The 14,530-nt window shown below is 58.0% G+C and carries 13 protein-coding genes; 4 read left to right on the top strand and 9 right to left on the bottom strand.

Annotation, left to right across the window (positions count from 1 at the left end):
• Window positions 1-56 precede the first annotated feature (56 nt).
• The 3 genes from IV109_RS11605 (at window position 57) to IV109_RS11595 (ending at window position 2,208) form a co-directional block, all read left to right on the top strand.
• Window positions 57-668 carry a hypothetical protein gene (locus tag IV109_RS11605; protein ID WP_296696460.1) on the top strand — a complete coding sequence of 204 codons (612 nt, stop codon included), beginning with the start codon at window positions 57-59 and terminating at the stop codon, window positions 666-668.
• Window positions 661-1,605, top strand: a complete 945-nt coding sequence (locus IV109_RS11600) for a nucleotidyl transferase AbiEii/AbiGii toxin family protein (protein ID WP_296696458.1) — start codon at window positions 661-663, stop codon at window positions 1,603-1,605. The genes IV109_RS11605 and IV109_RS11600 overlap by 8 nt, the downstream gene beginning before the upstream one ends.
• A 192-nt stretch (window positions 1,606-1,797) precedes the next feature.
• Window positions 1,798-2,208, top strand: coding sequence for an AlpA family phage regulatory protein (locus IV109_RS11595; RefSeq protein ID WP_296696456.1), 411 nt, complete (start codon window positions 1,798-1,800; stop codon window positions 2,206-2,208).
• Here the strand turns inward: IV109_RS11595 and IV109_RS11590 are convergent.
• From IV109_RS11590 to lysS, 4 genes are all read right to left on the bottom strand, one after another.
• Entirely contained in the window at window positions 2,136-3,515 is a 1,380-nt protein-coding gene (locus IV109_RS11590) for a site-specific integrase (RefSeq protein ID WP_296696453.1), read from the bottom strand. The two genes, IV109_RS11595 and IV109_RS11590, sit on opposite strands and share 73 nt — an antisense overlap.
• A gap of 563 nt (window positions 3,516-4,078) precedes the next feature.
• On the bottom strand, window positions 4,079-7,024 hold the full coding sequence (locus IV109_RS11585; protein ID WP_296696452.1) for a PAS domain S-box protein: 2,946 nt from the start codon (window positions 7,022-7,024) through the stop codon (window positions 4,079-4,081).
• 90 nt (window positions 7,025-7,114) lie between these two features.
• Window positions 7,115-7,660, bottom strand: coding sequence for a YgjP-like metallopeptidase domain-containing protein (locus IV109_RS11580; RefSeq protein ID WP_296696447.1), 546 nt, complete (start codon window positions 7,658-7,660; stop codon window positions 7,115-7,117).
• A gap of 43 nt (window positions 7,661-7,703) precedes the next feature.
• Window positions 7,704-9,257 (bottom strand): lysine--tRNA ligase, encoded by a 1,554-nt coding sequence (lysS, locus tag IV109_RS11575; RefSeq protein WP_296696444.1) that lies wholly within the window; start codon window positions 9,255-9,257, stop codon window positions 7,704-7,706.
• A 125-nt stretch (window positions 9,258-9,382) separates the two neighbouring features.
• Between lysS and IV109_RS11570 the strand changes: the two genes are divergently transcribed.
• Window positions 9,383-9,949 carry a YggT family protein gene (locus IV109_RS11570; RefSeq protein WP_296696441.1) on the top strand — a complete coding sequence of 189 codons (567 nt, stop codon included), beginning with the start codon at window positions 9,383-9,385 and terminating at the stop codon, window positions 9,947-9,949.
• A gap of 12 nt (window positions 9,950-9,961) precedes the next feature.
• Here the strand turns inward: IV109_RS11570 and accD are convergent, their stop codons facing one another.
• The 5 genes from accD to truA are packed head-to-tail and all read right to left on the bottom strand — an operon-like array spanning window position 9,962 to window position 14,485.
• The gene (gene accD / locus IV109_RS11565; RefSeq protein ID WP_296696438.1) at window positions 9,962-10,834 is read right to left on the bottom strand and encodes an acetyl-CoA carboxylase, carboxyltransferase subunit beta; all 873 of its coding nucleotides are present in this window, start codon (window positions 10,832-10,834) and stop codon (window positions 9,962-9,964) included.
• A gap of 34 nt (window positions 10,835-10,868) precedes the next feature.
• Entirely contained in the window at window positions 10,869-11,690 is an 822-nt protein-coding gene (gene trpA / locus IV109_RS11560) for a tryptophan synthase subunit alpha (protein ID WP_296696436.1), read from the bottom strand.
• On the bottom strand, window positions 11,687-12,994 hold the full coding sequence (trpB, locus tag IV109_RS11555) for a tryptophan synthase subunit beta (protein ID WP_296696434.1): 1,308 nt from the start codon (window positions 12,992-12,994) through the stop codon (window positions 11,687-11,689). Before trpB ends, trpA begins: the two co-directional genes overlap by 4 nt.
• A complete protein-coding gene (locus tag IV109_RS11550; RefSeq protein WP_296696430.1) occupies window positions 12,972-13,706 on the bottom strand; it encodes a phosphoribosylanthranilate isomerase in 735 nt (244 codons plus the stop codon). Before IV109_RS11550 ends, trpB begins: the two co-directional genes overlap by 23 nt.
• A complete protein-coding gene (gene truA, locus IV109_RS11545; protein ID WP_296696427.1) occupies window positions 13,703-14,485 on the bottom strand; it encodes a tRNA pseudouridine(38-40) synthase TruA in 783 nt (260 codons plus the stop codon). Before truA ends, IV109_RS11550 begins: the two co-directional genes overlap by 4 nt.
• Window positions 14,486-14,530 lie beyond the last annotated feature (45 nt).

The following is a 14,530-nucleotide window of genomic DNA, read 5'->3' as shown; positions in this document are numbered from 1 at the left end:
ATTGTGTTTCAGTCTCAATCCGTTAGAATGCATGAAATTTCAATTAAAAAACTGTCATGACTGATGCGGCCGTATTCTCTGCTGAACCTGATCGAGGCGCTAAGGCGCAACTCGCGGGAGCACTGCGCGCCGGGCGTGTTTATAGGCGTGAAGATCTGCTGCCATTCTCAAAAGCCGTAGACCGCCACCTTCGGGAGTTGGTTGATGGGGGGCAATTGACCAAGTTGGCACCGGGGCTGTACTACGCGCCGCGCAATTCGACTTTCGGGGCCTTGCCGCCGGACGACGGTGAGCTTGTCGCGGCATTTTTGCGCGACAAGGACTTCTTGGTGTTCTCGCCTTCGGCGTACAACTCGGCGGGCCTCGGTACCACGCAGCTCTACAACCGCACCTTGGTTTACAACCACAAGCGGCACGGTGTGTTCAAGCTCGGCAATCGGCAGTTCGACTTTCGCATGAAGCCACGCTTCCCGAAGAAGCTCACGCCTGAGTTCCTGTTCGTCGATGCACTGAACAACGTCGGGGAGTTGGCGGAAGACAAGGCCGAAGTTCTGGCTCGTGGCAGGGGTAGGGCAGCGTCGTTTGATCGCCAGCGACTGCAACGCGCTGTCGAAAGCTACGGCACGGTGGCGACGAAAAAGCGCTTGGCAGGTTGGCTAGATGCCTGACTTCCTGCACGACCGCAGGGACTTCGGTCAACTTATCGCCGTGGTCGCAGACCAGCGGGGCATTGATCCTGTGCTTGTCGAAAAGGATTACTGGATCATGCACTGTCTGTGGGGCTTGCAGGCGCAAGGCTTCCGCTTTGAGTTGAAGGGTGGCACGTCACTCTCGAAAGGCTTTGGCGTCATCCACCGGTTTTCCGAGGACATCGATATCAGGATCGAGCCACCCGAGGGGATGCCGGTCAAGACAGGTCGCAACCATGACAAGCCAGCACATGTGGAGTCACGGCGGGTGTTCTACGACTGGCTTGCGGAAGAAATCAAGATTCCAGGCATCAAAAGCAGCGAGAGAGACACCGCGTTCGACGACGAAAAACTGCGCAGCGCAGGCATCAGCCTGAGCTATCCGACCGTCAACAAGGCGTTGGGCGGAGTCAAAACCGGAATCCTGCTGGAGCTGGGCTTCGATGACACCGCACCGAATCAAGCGGTGACAATCTCGTCATGGGCCTATGACGCAGCGATTGGGAGTGGGGTCAAGATCGTCGACAACCGGGCGCTGAATGTCGCGTGCTACGCACCCACGCACACCTTCGTGGAAAAGCTGCAGACCATTTCCACGAAGTACCGGCGCTTGACGGAGTCCGATACCTTCCCAAAGAACTTCCTTCGCCACTACTATGACGTTTTCTGCCTTCTCGATATGCCCGAGGTGCAGGCGTTTCTCGGACAGCCAGGGTACGAGGAGCGGAAAAAGCAACGGTTCCGTTCCGGTGATGAACTTGCGATTGCGCGCAACGCCGCTTTTCGTTTGGAGGATGCCGAAAAGCGCCAACTGTTTGCAGCCGAATACGCAAAGACTGCGGCTCTTTACTATCAAGGACAGCCGCCGTTTGAGGACCTGCTGCGGCGAATTCACGAGCACATCTTGGTAATGTGATGCCAAATTTGGGAACACCACAGTCCTGGCGCCGCCAAGTCGCATGCCGCCTGGTTCGCCCACTCCTGCGACGGATTCTTTCTACGCGGGCCTTCTGATGACATGGCGTTGCGCTGAAATACGCCAGGACAGGTGGTGATCCAAAGTGCGCCATGGCAAGCTGCAGGCTTGATGTTCTCAGGAGGGCTCTGCATGTCTACCAACGATTCCGGAGGGGGCGAGAGGTCCGGCATTGACGCCGCAAAGGCCATGACCGCCGCGCCTGCGTTCTTCCGCATTGCCGACGTAATGCGCATCACGGCTTTGAGCCGGGCGACCGTGTACCGTCGCATTGCCGACGGTATTTTTCCGGCGCCCGTGCACTTGGGGGGACGGGCCTGCGGCTGGACGCCGAAGGCGCTCCAAGCCTGGATTGACGACCCTGGTGGATACCGGGCACCTGATCGATCCGATGACAAGATTGCTGGAACCAAGACGCAGCCGTCCAAATTGGCTGCGAGGGCAGGGCTCGCACGACTTGGCGGTGGTAATCAGGTCTCGGCCAGAAGCGCATTGATGCGCTCACCCAGTTTGCCCCAAGCGTCGCGCTTCTCCTCAGCGTAGTCGTGGTGCATGTAATGCCGACGGACTTTGCTGCCGGGCATCACGTGGTTCTGGCATCGGTCGATGACGTCCAGGCTCACGCCCAGCGCCTGCATCATCGTGGCTGCCGTGCGGCGCAGATCGTGCGGCGTCCATTCGCCGTTCCCCCCATTGGAAAGAACCAGTGTGTCGTCATTGCGTCGGTTCTTGAGCGGCTTGCGATTCTTGAACCGCATTTGTCGGTCGCCGACCTGCTTGGACACGGTCTTCACGTTAATGTGCCCTTTTTGGTGGCGGGCGGGGAAGCACCATTCACCTTTGTCGTCGCCTGTGCCGGTAATCTCGTGCAGGGCCTTGAAATGGCGCAGCGCGAAGTCCGACAGGTAGACCTGCCAATCCACGCGTGTTTTGGTGTTCTCACGTGGCACGAACCAGGTGCCCGCGTCGAGGTCGACGTGTTCCCAGCGAGCCATCATCAGTTCGCCGATGCGGCATGCGGTGCCTAGGCATAGCCAGAGAGCCAGTTGCGTTTCGCGTTGCAGCGGGCGGTCGGCGCTGCGTCGGTTGTCAGCTGCATCGTATTGCTCCTGCATTGCGGCAAAGATGCTACGCAGTTCGCGAATTTCGGCGGGCTGCAAGATGCGCTCGCGGATGACGGGCTCGTACCCCGTGGGAACCACCTGCTTGGTCTCTACCAGTTCGGCCGGATTCCCTTCCGTTAGCAGCGCCTTCCAAGGTTGCCGTTTGATGGCCCAGCGGTACATCTGTCGCACTTCGATCAGCATGCGCTCCGCCGTGCGGCCGCGTTTGCGAAGTCGACCAACCTTGCGCAACGCGTCACGCAGTTCGGTGTCGGTGATGCTGCGTACAGGCTGCTTGCCGAGTTTTGGCAGGATGTCTTTTTCGAAGGTACGGCGCAATTCCGCGTTGTCATCGGCGCGTTGCACCCCGTTGGAAATCCAGGCGTCGAACATGTCCTGCAGTGTGGCAGCTTCCCGCTTGCGCAGGGTCTCCGCCGCAATGAGGGCTTCGCGCTGTGCAGTCTGCTCTGCCTCGCGCTCCATGAGGGCGACGCGGGGATCAGCGCCAGCAGCAATGCGGGCGCGCTCCTGGGCAGCGGTATCCCGTACAACTGCGAGCGACACGTCCGTTGCGCTGCCAAGGGCGAGCTTGCTGCGCTTTCCATCAAAGCTGTACACCAGCAGCCACGACTTGAAGCCGGTGGGGAGTACGCGAAGGAACAGACCGCCGCCATCGGCGATCAGTCGTTCCTTGTCCGTTGGTTTGGCGGTCTTGACTGCTCGATCGGTCAACTGGTGCAGTGCCATTTCAGGCCTCCTGGCGAAGATTGTTCGAAGGGGGCTTGGGTGGGCACTGTTCCCATGGGTTTGGCTAACCCGCTACCCCCGGCGTAATGGGAACAGAATACCCCAAAAAACGCTTCCGTGGGAACAGCGTGGGAACACTTTGCATGCGCTTGAAAAAAACAGACTTAGATCATTTGAGACGCTATTTGATAAATAAGTCTTTATAAATCAATTATTTGAAGATTATTGTTGAGTTTCACAGCGTCTCAAATGGTTGCACTAAGTCGGTGCATTTTTGATAATTTACTGTCTGTCACGCCGGGGGTCGCGGGTTCGAGTCCCGTCCACTCCGCCAAGTATTGAAGCCCTTGTAAGTCAATGATTTACAAGGGCTTTTTGCTTTTCGAGATTCTTTTCAAGAAGAATGTCCGCCGATCCTGTCGACACACTAAGCAACATGGCTTTTGGGGCGTGGGTGAGTGGATTTTTGGCGGACAGCTAATTTTGCAGTCTGCTGCAGAGGACCAAAGTGCCAATGTGAGCCGTGAAAAACCGCCATTTCTCTCAAACGACGCTTCGCAATCTCATTTCCGGGCCAGGTTCTCGCCTGATTCGCGAGTCAGCGTCCATTCTTCGGGTGGTGCCCAAGTCGCACACCAGTTGAGGATTTGATTTTCTGGCATAGGCCGGGCTATCTCGTACCCCTGAGCCAGGTGGCATCCCAGCTCGAGGAGTTTTTTCCCATGGGCGACCGTTTCCACGCCTTCTGCAATCACCTCCCTTTGAAATGCGGTTGCCAAACCAATGACGCCCTTGACGATTGACAGGTCGTTTTGGTCGCTCAGCATGTCCCGGATGAAACTTTGATCAATTTTCAAGGTTTCCACGGGGAGGTGTCTAAGGTAGGTCAATGACGAGTATCCGGTTCCAAAATCGTCAATCGCGAAGCGCACGCCGAGGCGGTGGCATTCCTGCATGATGGTTGAGGTCGAGCCGATATCGTTCAGCGCGCTGGTCTCAAGGATTTCCAGTTCAAGGCAATGGGCATCGACGGTGGGAAAGTTCGACAGCAGTTCCGACAAATGTCGTGCGAAGCTTTCCTGCTGCAGTTGTCGGGCTGCAATATTGACGCTCACCGACAGCACCAGTCCTTGCGATTTCCAGGTGCTCATCTGTTTGAGCGCAGTCTCCAGAACCCAGGATCCCAATACCTCGATCAAGGGATGCTTTTCAATAGCAGGCAAAAATGCGCCTGGTGCCAGGAGTCCCCTGTCGGGGTGCTGCCACCTAATGAGGGCCTCCACACCTACGACGGCCCCTGTGCGCATGTTGACCTTGGGCTGGTAGTGCAAAACGAACTCCTGGCGGGAGAGTCCCTGCGCAATGAGGTCCTGCTGCATGCTGCGATTCTTGACTTCTGCATCCTGCGCCGAATCGAATATATGGAATTTATTCTTCCCGCTCTGTTTCGCTTCGTACATGGCCTGATCTGCGTGACGCATCAGTTGGTCCGCTTCAGCATTGTCCTGGGGGTACATGGTGATGCCAATGCTCGCGGTCACCTTCAAATCATTGCCCTGGATGCGCACGGGTTCAGCGCAGGCGGTCAAAACCCTCGTGGCCAAATGGGTGCAGGCTTGAATACTGCCAACGTCGGCCAATACCGCGACAAACTCATCCCCGCCAATGCGCGCCAAAGTGTCGACATCCCGCAGGGCAAGTTTCATGCGTTTGGATACCGCAATCAACAATTCGTCCCCCACTTCATGGCCAAACTGGTCATTGATGGCCTTGAAGCCATCCAGATCCAGATAGAGCACGGCCAGACTTTGATGGTGTCGCTGACACATTGTCATGGACTGGTTCAAACGGTCGGACAGGAGGAGCCTGTTGGGCAAATCGGTGAGGGGGTCAAAATGTGCACCATGCTCAAGCTCTTCCTGCTGCTGCTTCAGCACCGTGACATCAGAAAAAAGGGCCACATAATTTCGAACCCGTCCAGAGCTGCCGTTCACCCGGCTGACCGTGAGCCAGGCCGAGTAGGCCTCGCCATTTTTTCGGCGGCTCCACAGTTCACCCTTCCAGCCGCCAGATTTCAACAAGGATTTTCGAATGGACTGGAGCACTTCTGGTCCTTGCCGGCTGGAGCGAAACATGCGAGGGTTTTGTCCGGTAACCTCGTCCCTGCTATACCCCGTAATCCGGGAAAACGCTTCATTGACTTCCACGATGGTCCCGGTCCGGTCTGTAATCAGAATGCCTTCACTGGTGTTGGTAAAAACGCTGGCCGTGAGCCGAAGTTGCCTGATGGCGAATTTCTGAGCGCTGATGTCGCGGGCTATCTTGGAGGCGCCCACCAGCTCACCAGCCATGTTTCTGATCGGAGAGATCGTCACTGAGACATCGATGGCCCGCCCATCCTTGCATATTCTGATGGTTTCAAAGTGATCAACGATGCTCCCGCTTTTGATCTTCTCCAGAATGATCGACTCCTCGCCTTCCCGATCACTAGGAAGCAGGCGAAGAATGGGTTGCCCGATCATCTCCGCCTCAGCATAGCCAAACATGCGTTCCGCGCCGCGGTTCCAGCTTGTAATGATCCCTTTCAGGGATTTCCCGATGATGGCATCGTCAGTGGATTGGACAATGGCTTCGAACTCACGCGAGGCTATTTCCAGTTGTTGCCGCCGGGTGATGTCGCGGGCAATTTTGGAGGCGCCGATGATTCGCCCACTGACGTCGCGGATGGGGGAAATAGTGACGGAGACATTGATATGCTGCCCATCCTTTCGAACCCGGGTAGTTTCAAAATGGTCAACCTTTTCGCCCTCCATAATCTTCTCGAGAATAAAGCGCTCCTCGTCGCTTTTGTCGGGCGGAAAAAGCATCAACATGGGCTTGCCCAGCATCTCCGGCTCGGAATAGCCAAAGACCGCCTGAGCGCCCGGGTTCCAACTGGTGACGATGCCATCCAGTGTCTTGCTGATGATGGCATCGTCCGAAGACTCAACAATCGCTCGGAAATGTTCCACCGCCGTCACAGCGCCCAGTGTGTTGCTAACCTGCAGTTCCCGAACCCTGACTTGTTCCAGCAGCATTTCAAGCTTTTGAATTTTTTCACGAATTCGGGTTACCTCCGTCACATCCTGTGCCACCGAGACAACGGACGTGACGTTTCCTTCTCGTGAGAATTCTGCTGTGAGACGGGAAACAAAATGCCTGGGTCCGTCTGGCGAGGGGAAATCAAATTCCAGCTCTGCCGGCTTTCCGGATTCGAAAACGTCACTCAACTTGCGGTGCCACAGCGCAACCAGTTCAGCGGGCATGCCCATTTCCTGGTTTGTTTTGCCAATAAACTCCTGAGCTGATCGTCCGGTTGCCTGTTCCACCGCCATGTTGACGAATGTGTACCGGAATTGGGGATCAAAGCGAGCGACCAGGTCCTTGAGCAGTCCATCGACTGGACGGTTGTCCAATGAATGATGCGGTTCAGTCGTGGCCACGGATTTTTCGACGGATGATTTGCTCACCTGAAAACCCCTTCAGTACGAGTATCCGGTGAATACTACAGGAATAAGATTTCTCTGCAGTTGTAGGTGTTTGCTGGCGCAAGCTGTTGGCTAGACCGCATCCGGTCCTGGCTGTCCCCAGAGACGCGTACCGGACGTCTCAATGTGGGTCAGGTACATGCGCACCTCAAACTCCAATTGGTGGTAGTCGGGTTCCATGTAGGTGCAGAGCTTGTAGAAGGGCTTGTCGTGGGCCCGCTCCTTGATGTGGGCCAACTCATGCACCGTGATCATTCTCAGAAACTCGGGTGGAACTTCCTTGAACAGGGTGGCAATACGGATTTCGCGCTTTGATTTGAGCTTGTTGCCCTGCACGCGTGAGATGGTGGTGTGCGTGCCCAGAGCGTGCTGGACCACGTGCAGCTTGCTGTCAAAGGCGACTTTGCTCAGTGGATCGGCGCCGCGCAAATAGGATTGTCTGAGCTCCTGCACATAGTCGTACAAAGCCTTGTCGGTGCGAACACTGTGGCTGCTGGGGTATTTGTCCAGTAACCACTCGCCCAGGCGATCACTGGCAACAAGCTTCTCTACCTGCGCCAGTGTGTCAGGTGCGTAGCCCTGCAAGTACTTCAATGGTTTGGATGCTATTGAATTCATAGCTTACTATGAATCAGATACGCAGGCTGGAGGCCAATTTTTTTTAAATTTCCCGACGCAGGGCCGGAAACAGGATCACGTCGCGAATGCTGCTGCTGTCGGTCAGCAGCATCATCAGCCGGTCCAGACCCACGCCGCAGCCACCGGTGGGCGGCATGCCGTATTCCAGGGCGCGAATGAAGTCGTGGTCGTAGTACATGGCTTCGTCGTCGCCCTCGTCTTTGGCGGCCACTTGGGCGTGAAAGCGCGCGGCCTGTTCTTCGGCATCGTTCAGTTCGCTGAAGCCATTGCCGAACTCGCGGCCGGTGATGTACAGCTCAAAGCGCTCGGTCACGCCCGGCTTGTGGTCACTGGCCCGGGCCAGGGGCGAGATTTCAACCGGGTGCTCACAGATGAAAGTGGGTTGCCACAGTTGCTCTTCCACGGTCTCTTCAAAGTACATAACCTGCAGACTGGCCAGCGAGCGGGTGGACAGCTTGTTCTTGCCTTCTGACAGGCCAAGCTTGCGCAGGGCGTTGATGAGCCAGGCGCCGTCGTCCACTTTCAGGCCTGCGCCATTGTCCAGGGGCTGGCCGGCTTCGGTGTATTTGCAGATGGCTTCATGGATCGTCAGGCGCTCAAAGGGCTGTGTCAGGTCGACTGCCTTGCCGCCGTAGGTCAGCTCCAGTGTGCCGACCGCCTTCATGGCTGCATCGCGAATCAGGGCTTCGGTGAAGGTCATCAGGTCCTGGTAGTCCCAGTACGCTGCGTAGAACTCCATCATGGTGAACTCGGGGTTGTGACGCACTGAAATGCCCTCGTTGCGGAAGCTGCGGTTGATTTCGAACACGCGATCAAAGCCACCCACAATCAGACGCTTGAGGTACAACTCCGGCGCAATGCGCAGGAACATTTGCTGATCCAGCGCGTTGTGGTGTGTTGTGAACGGTTTGGCATTGGCGCCACCGGGAATCGGGTGCAACATGGGCGTTTCGACTTCAAGGAAGTTGTGCGCCACCATGAATTCACGGATGCCGCTGACGGCCCTGCTGCGCGCCGTGAAGCGTTTGCGGGCGTCTTCGTCGGTCATCAGGTCGACGTAGCGCTGGCGGTACTTCACTTCCTGGTCGTTCATGCCGTGGAACTTGTCGGGCATCGGGCGCAGGCTTTTGGTCAGCAGGCGCACGCGGGTGGCATGGATGGAGAGTTCGCCGGTCTTGGTCTTGAAGACCTTGCCTTCGGCGGCAACGATGTCGCCCAAATCCCAGTGCTTGAAGCTGGCGTACAACTCTTCGCCGATGTCCTCACCCTTGATGTAGATCTGGATGCGCCCGGTGCTGTCCTGCAGGGTGGCAAAGCTGGCCTTGCCCATAACGCGCTTGAGCATCATGCGACCAGCAACCTTGGCCACACTGCCTTGTTCGATCAAGCCTTCGGGTGTCTGGCCGGCATGGGCAGCAAACAGGTCGACCGCATGGTCGGCGGGTTTGAAATCGTTGGGGAATGCAACGCCCTTGCCCTCGGCTTGTTGTTGGCGAATGGCCTTGAGTTTTTCGCGCCGCTCAAGAATCAGCTGGTTTTCGTCCTGGGGAGCGGGAGATGTGGTGTGTTCAGACATGGGATGCGCAGTAATAAGAGCAGCGAAGGGGAGGGCAGAGGACAGCCATTTTGGGGCTGAAAGGGTAGATTTTAAGTGGCCCGGGCCCACTCGCTATGATGCGGTGAGATTTACGCCCCAATCCTATGCTCTACCAAATCATTTCCCTTTTGCTTGAGGTCCTTGCCGGTGTGCTTGGCGGGGCCTGCCTGTTGCGGCTTTACATGCAGTACCAGCGGATTCCGATGTCCTCCCGCTCGGGTAATCCCCTGGGGCGTTTTGTCTTTGCCCTGACCGACTGGCTGGTGTTGCCGCTGCGTCGCGTGGTGCCGGCTCTGGGGCGATGGGATATGGCCAGCCTGATCGCTGCCTATTTGTTGCAACTGGCTCAATTCGGATTGTTGTGGCTGCTTGCAGGCGCCGACGGCGGCCTGTTTGCTGTGCCGATTCTGGCTGCGTTTGGCTTGGTGCGGCTGGCTATCTCGGGGCTCACGGGTCTCGTGATCGTTTATGCCGTGCTGTCCTGGGTACAGACCCACTCCGTCATGTCGGATGTGATCGGGCGCTTGTGCGCGCCACCCCTGACGCCGATCCGTCGCCTCATCCCACTGGTGGGCGGTGTTGATTTGTCGCCGCTGGTGTTGCTGGTGCTGCTGCAGATCGCGTCCATCGCATTGGGTCACCTGCAGGGACTGGCCCTGCTGGTGACCTGAACTGAATCGGGTTCAGTTCACGGCGTCGGCAGGTTGGCGTTGCAGCATCGCCAGGCTATTGGCGATGGTTTTGCGCAGTTCCCGGCGGTCGCAAATGAAGTCGATGGCGCCTTTGGTTTGCAGGAACTCGGCACGCTGGAAGCCTTCGGGCAAGGTCACGCGCACCGTTGACTCGATCACGCGTGGGCCGGCAAAGCCAATCAGGGCCTTGGGCTCGGCAATCACCACGTCGCCCAAAAATGCGAATCCCGCACTGACGCCTCCCATGGTGGGGTCGGTGAGTACGCTGATGTAGGGCAGACCTTTTTTCGCCAGGCGGGTGAGGGATGCATTGGTCTTGGCCATCTGCATCAGGCTGAGCAGGCCTTCCTGCATGCGCGCGCCGCCGGTGGAAGTGAAGCAGACAAACGGCACTTTTTGTTCAATGGCGGTGTGCACCCCGCGCACGAAGCGCTCGCCCACCACTGAGCCCATGCTGCCACCCATGAATTCGAATTCAAAGCACGCGGCTACCACGCCGATGCCGTGCACGGCGCCACCCATAACGACCAGCGCGTCAGTCTCGCCGGTGTTTTCCAGGGCTTCCTTCAGGCGCTCGGGGTACTTGCGGCTGTCTTTGAACTTGAGCGCATCCACGGGCAGCACTTCCTGCCCGATCTCGAACCGGCCTTCGTTGTCCAGAAACACGTTCAGCCGGGCACGTGCGCCAATGCGATGGTGGTGGCTGCAGGTGGGGCAGACGTTCTGGTTTTGCTCCAGGTCGGTTTTATACAGCACCGCCTCGCAACTGGGGCATTTGATCCACAGACCTTCCGGCACGCTGCGCCGGTCAGCCGGGTTGGTTTGCTGAATTTTGGGGGGGAGCAGTTTTTCGAGCCAACTCATAGGTTCACCTTGGTATGTGGAGGGCAGGACTGGATTATGAATCCAGTGCCGTGCGGATTTCGCGTAGGAAATTTTCGGCCACCGGGGCCACCTGGTCGCGGGGTTGTTCATCAATCAGCTGAATGATTTTGCTGCCAATGACCACTGCATCGGCCACATTGCCGATAGCGCGGGCGGTGGCGGCGTCACGAATGCCGAAACCTACGCCCACCGGCACGCTCACATGCCGGCGAATGCGTGGCAGCATGGCCTCGACCGCCGCGGTGTTCAGCGTACCCGCGCCGGTCACGCCCTTGAGCGAGACATAGTAGACATAACCACTGGCCACGCGAGCCACTTGTTGCATGCGTTCATCGGTGCTGGTGGGGGCCAGCAAGAAGATCAGGTCCAGGCCGTGGCTTTTCAGTTCGGCGGCAAAGTCCTCGCATTCTTCGGGCGGGTAGTCGACGATCAGCACGCCATCGACGCCAGCTGCAGCGGCATCCGCCACGAAAGCGCTTTGGCCATCGTTGCGCTTGTGCTTCTGGTCGTAGCGTTCCACCGGGTTGGCATAGCCCATCAGCACCACCGGGGTGGTCGCGTCCTGGGTGCGAAAGCTGCGCACCATGTCCAGCACCTGCATCATGCCAACGCCCTGGGCCAGAGCTTTGTCGCCGGCTTTTTGAATCACAGGACCGTCTGCGCTGGGGTCGGAAAAGGGAACACCCAGCTCGATCACGTCGGCACCGCCCGCCACCATCGCGTGCATCAGGGCAGGGGTGATGTCGGCAAACGGGAAACCAGCGGTCACATAGGGAATAAGCGCCTTGCGACCCTGCGTTTTCAGCTTGGCAAAAGTGCTTGCAATGCGGCTCATTTGACCACCTGCACGATCTGTTCCACGGCGCCCAGGGAGGAGGTGTCTCCTCCTTTCACGGATTGGCCTTTGCAACTGGGGCGGCAGTAAAAATCTGCATGGCTCAAATCGGCGACTGTGCCGATGTCCTTGTCGCCGCGACCCGACAGATTGACCAGGATCGACTGATCCGGGCGCATGGTTTTTGCCAGCTTCATTGCATAGGCGACGGCGTGGCTGGATTCCAGCGCGGGAATGATGCCTTCAGTGCGGCACAGGTAGTGAAAGGCTGCCAGTGCTTCCTTGTCCGTAATGCCTACGTATTCAGCCCGGCCGATGTCATGCAGGAATGCATGCTCGGGGCCAACGCCGGGGTAGTCCAGCCCGGCACTGATGCTGTGGGTCTCCGTGACCTGGCCGTTGTCGTCCTGTAGCACATAGGTGCGGTTGCCGTGCAAAACGCCGGGGCTGCCGAGCTGGATGGAGGCGGAATGCCTGCCGGTGTCCATGCCTTCGCCCGCCGCCTCCACGCCAATCAGGCGCGTGTTTTCATGCGGAATGTAGGGGTGAAAAATACCCATGGCGTTGCTACCACCACCGACACAGGCCACCACCGCATCGGGCTGTGTGCTTTTGCAACCCTGGCGCTGCAGCATTTCAGGCATCTGCACCAGGCACTCTGTGCCGATAACGCTCTGAAAATCACGCACCATCATGGGGTAGGGGTGTGGTCCCGCCACCGTGCCGATGATGTAGAACGTGTTGTCCACATTGGCCACCCAATCGCGCATGGCTTCGTTGAGTGCGTCCTTCAGTGTCCTGCTGCCGCTTTCGACCGGCACCACCGTGGCACCGAGCAGATGCATACGGTACACGTTGGGGCTTTGACGTTTGACGTCTTCGCTGCCCATGTACACCACGCATTCCAGTCCGTAACGCGCGCAGATGGTGGCCGTGGCCACCCCGTGCTGGCCGGCGCCGGTCTCGGCAATCACGCGTGGTTTGCCCATGCGCTTGGCCAGCATGGCCTGTCCGATGGTGTTGTTGATCTTGTGCGCGCCGGTGTGGTTCAGGTCTTCGCGTTTGAGGAAAATCTGTGCACCACCCTGTTCGCGGCTCATGCGATCTGCGTGGTAAATCGGCGAGGGGCGACCCACGAAGTGAGCCAGTTCGTAGTTGAACTCCGCGATGAATGCCGGGTCATGCTGGTACTTGGCGTAGGCAGCCTTGAGTTCGTTGATGGCGTGCGTCAGCGTCTCCGAGACGAAACTTCCGCCATAAATCCCGAAGTGGCCTGTCGGGTCAGGTTGTTGATATTGGAACATGGGACATTTCTACAAGTTGTTTGTCTGCAGCGCGCACCGCGGCGACAAACCTGTTGATCTTTTCGGGGTCCTTGATGCCCTTGTTTCCTGGACCGGACATCTCCACCCCCGAGCTCACATCAACGGCCAGGGTTTTACACCGCGGCCGTACCTGCAAGATGCCATCTGTCACGTTGGCAGCGTTCAGTCCACCACTCAAGACGAGGTGAGCGTTGACGTTTGGAGGCAGAAGTGACCAATTGAATGTTTGCCCGCCACCACCATACCCGTCGACATGCGCGTCGAGCAAAATGGCCTGGGCCTGTGAAAAATCTTGAGCGTATTTTACGAGATCGAACTGAGCACCGGCTTCGCCCATCGGAATGCGCGCTGCGCGCAGAAAAGGACGCGCACCCTGTTGTGTTGCGTTCAGACATTGCGCTGGTGTTTCTTCACCATGAAATTGGACGGTAGCCCCCGCAATACCTTCGCAAGCAGCTATTATTTTGGTAGCATCCTCGTTGACGAACAGGAGCACGGGCGTGACAAATGGCGGCAGTCGCCGCGCCAGTTCGGCCGCCCGTTGGGGTGACACATAGCGCGGGCTCTTGTCATAAAGCACAAAACCGATGGCATCAGCCCCGGCGGCTACCGCGGCGTCAACGTCTGCCTCACGGGTAAGGCCGCAGATCTTGATGCGGGTGCGCAGGGCAAACAGGCGGTCAGAGTTCATGGCAAGCCATCATACGCAGGTGTTCGATCGGGCAAGCCCCAGTGCGAGGCGTAGCGCGGACCCAGAAAATACAGGCCGTCGGGGGAAAACGTCGGTGCAGCGGCGTCCCGATTCCGGGCCAGCAGTACGTCCTTGATCCAGTCTGGTGGCTGTTTCCCTTGCCCCACCGCAATCAGGCAGCCCATGATGTTGCGGATCATGTGGTGCAGGAAAGCGCTGGCCTCAAATTCGAATCGCCAGTAGGCGCCGCGGCGCGAAATTTCAATGCGTTGTAGCGTTTTGACCGGTGACAAGGCTTGGCAGGCAGAAGCACGAAATGAGGTGAAATCGTGTTCTCCGAGCAAATGCGCGGCTGCCTGCTGTATCTGATCCATGTCCAGTGGACGAAATGCCCAGCCTACGCGGCCAGCATCGATACTGGGGCGCACGGCTGACTCCAGCAATATGTAAGCATAACGGCGCGACAGGGCGCTGGCGCGGCAATGGAATTCGTCTGGTACGGACTGCGCCCATTCCACTGCAATGTCACGCGGCAAAAATGAATTGGGCCCCCGTACCCAGGAAGAAAGGGTACGCTCCAGGGGGGTATCAAAATGGACAACCTGCATCAGGCCGTGAACGCCGGCATCGGTCCGGCCGGCACACAGGGTTGATACCTTGTGTGCCGTGAACTTGCCCAAGGCGGCTTCCAGGCGGTCTTGAACCGTCTGACCGGATAACTGGCTCTGCCAGCCCTGGTAAGCCTGCCCGTTGTAGCTGATTCCGAGTGCCAACCTCACGGCAAGTTCATACCACTGTCATTGCCGCCGTCGGGCAGCGAGCCG

This window comes from Rhodoferax sp. (assembly GCF_018780565.1).
Classification (GTDB): Bacteria; Pseudomonadota; Gammaproteobacteria; order Burkholderiales; family Burkholderiaceae_C; genus Rhodoferax.
The sequence above is the reverse complement of the archived record's forward strand: the minus strand, read 5'-3'. Positions and strand labels throughout refer to the sequence as shown.

What these genes read in the sequence shown, in the direction of transcription:
- IV109_RS11605 (WP_296696460.1), top strand. Translation starts at nt 57, where the DNA reads ATGACTGATGCGGCCGTATTCTCTGCTGAACCTGATCGAGGCGCTAAG.
- IV109_RS11600 (WP_296696458.1), top strand. Translation starts at nt 661, where the DNA reads ATGCCTGACTTCCTGCACGACCGCAGGGACTTCGGTCAACTTATCGCC.
- IV109_RS11595 (WP_296696456.1), top strand. Translation starts at nt 1,798, where the DNA reads ATGTCTACCAACGATTCCGGAGGGGGCGAGAGGTCCGGCATTGACGCC.
- IV109_RS11590 (WP_296696453.1), bottom strand. Translation starts at nt 3,515, where the DNA reads ATGGCACTGCACCAGTTGACCGATCGAGCAGTCAAGACCGCCAAACCA.
- IV109_RS11580 (WP_296696447.1), bottom strand. Translation starts at nt 7,660, where the DNA reads ATGAATTCAATAGCATCCAAACCATTGAAGTACTTGCAGGGCTACGCA.
- lysS (WP_296696444.1), bottom strand. Translation starts at nt 9,257, where the DNA reads ATGTCTGAACACACCACATCTCCCGCTCCCCAGGACGAAAACCAGCTG.
- IV109_RS11570 (WP_296696441.1), top strand. Translation starts at nt 9,383, where the DNA reads ATGCTCTACCAAATCATTTCCCTTTTGCTTGAGGTCCTTGCCGGTGTG.
- accD (WP_296696438.1), bottom strand. Translation starts at nt 10,834, where the DNA reads ATGAGTTGGCTCGAAAAACTGCTCCCCCCCAAAATTCAGCAAACCAAC.
- trpA (WP_296696436.1), bottom strand. Translation starts at nt 11,690, where the DNA reads ATGAGCCGCATTGCAAGCACTTTTGCCAAGCTGAAAACGCAGGGTCGC.
- trpB (WP_296696434.1), bottom strand. Translation starts at nt 12,994, where the DNA reads ATGTTCCAATATCAACAACCTGACCCGACAGGCCACTTCGGGATTTAT.
- IV109_RS11550 (WP_296696430.1), bottom strand. Translation starts at nt 13,706, where the DNA reads ATGAACTCTGACCGCCTGTTTGCCCTGCGCACCCGCATCAAGATCTGC.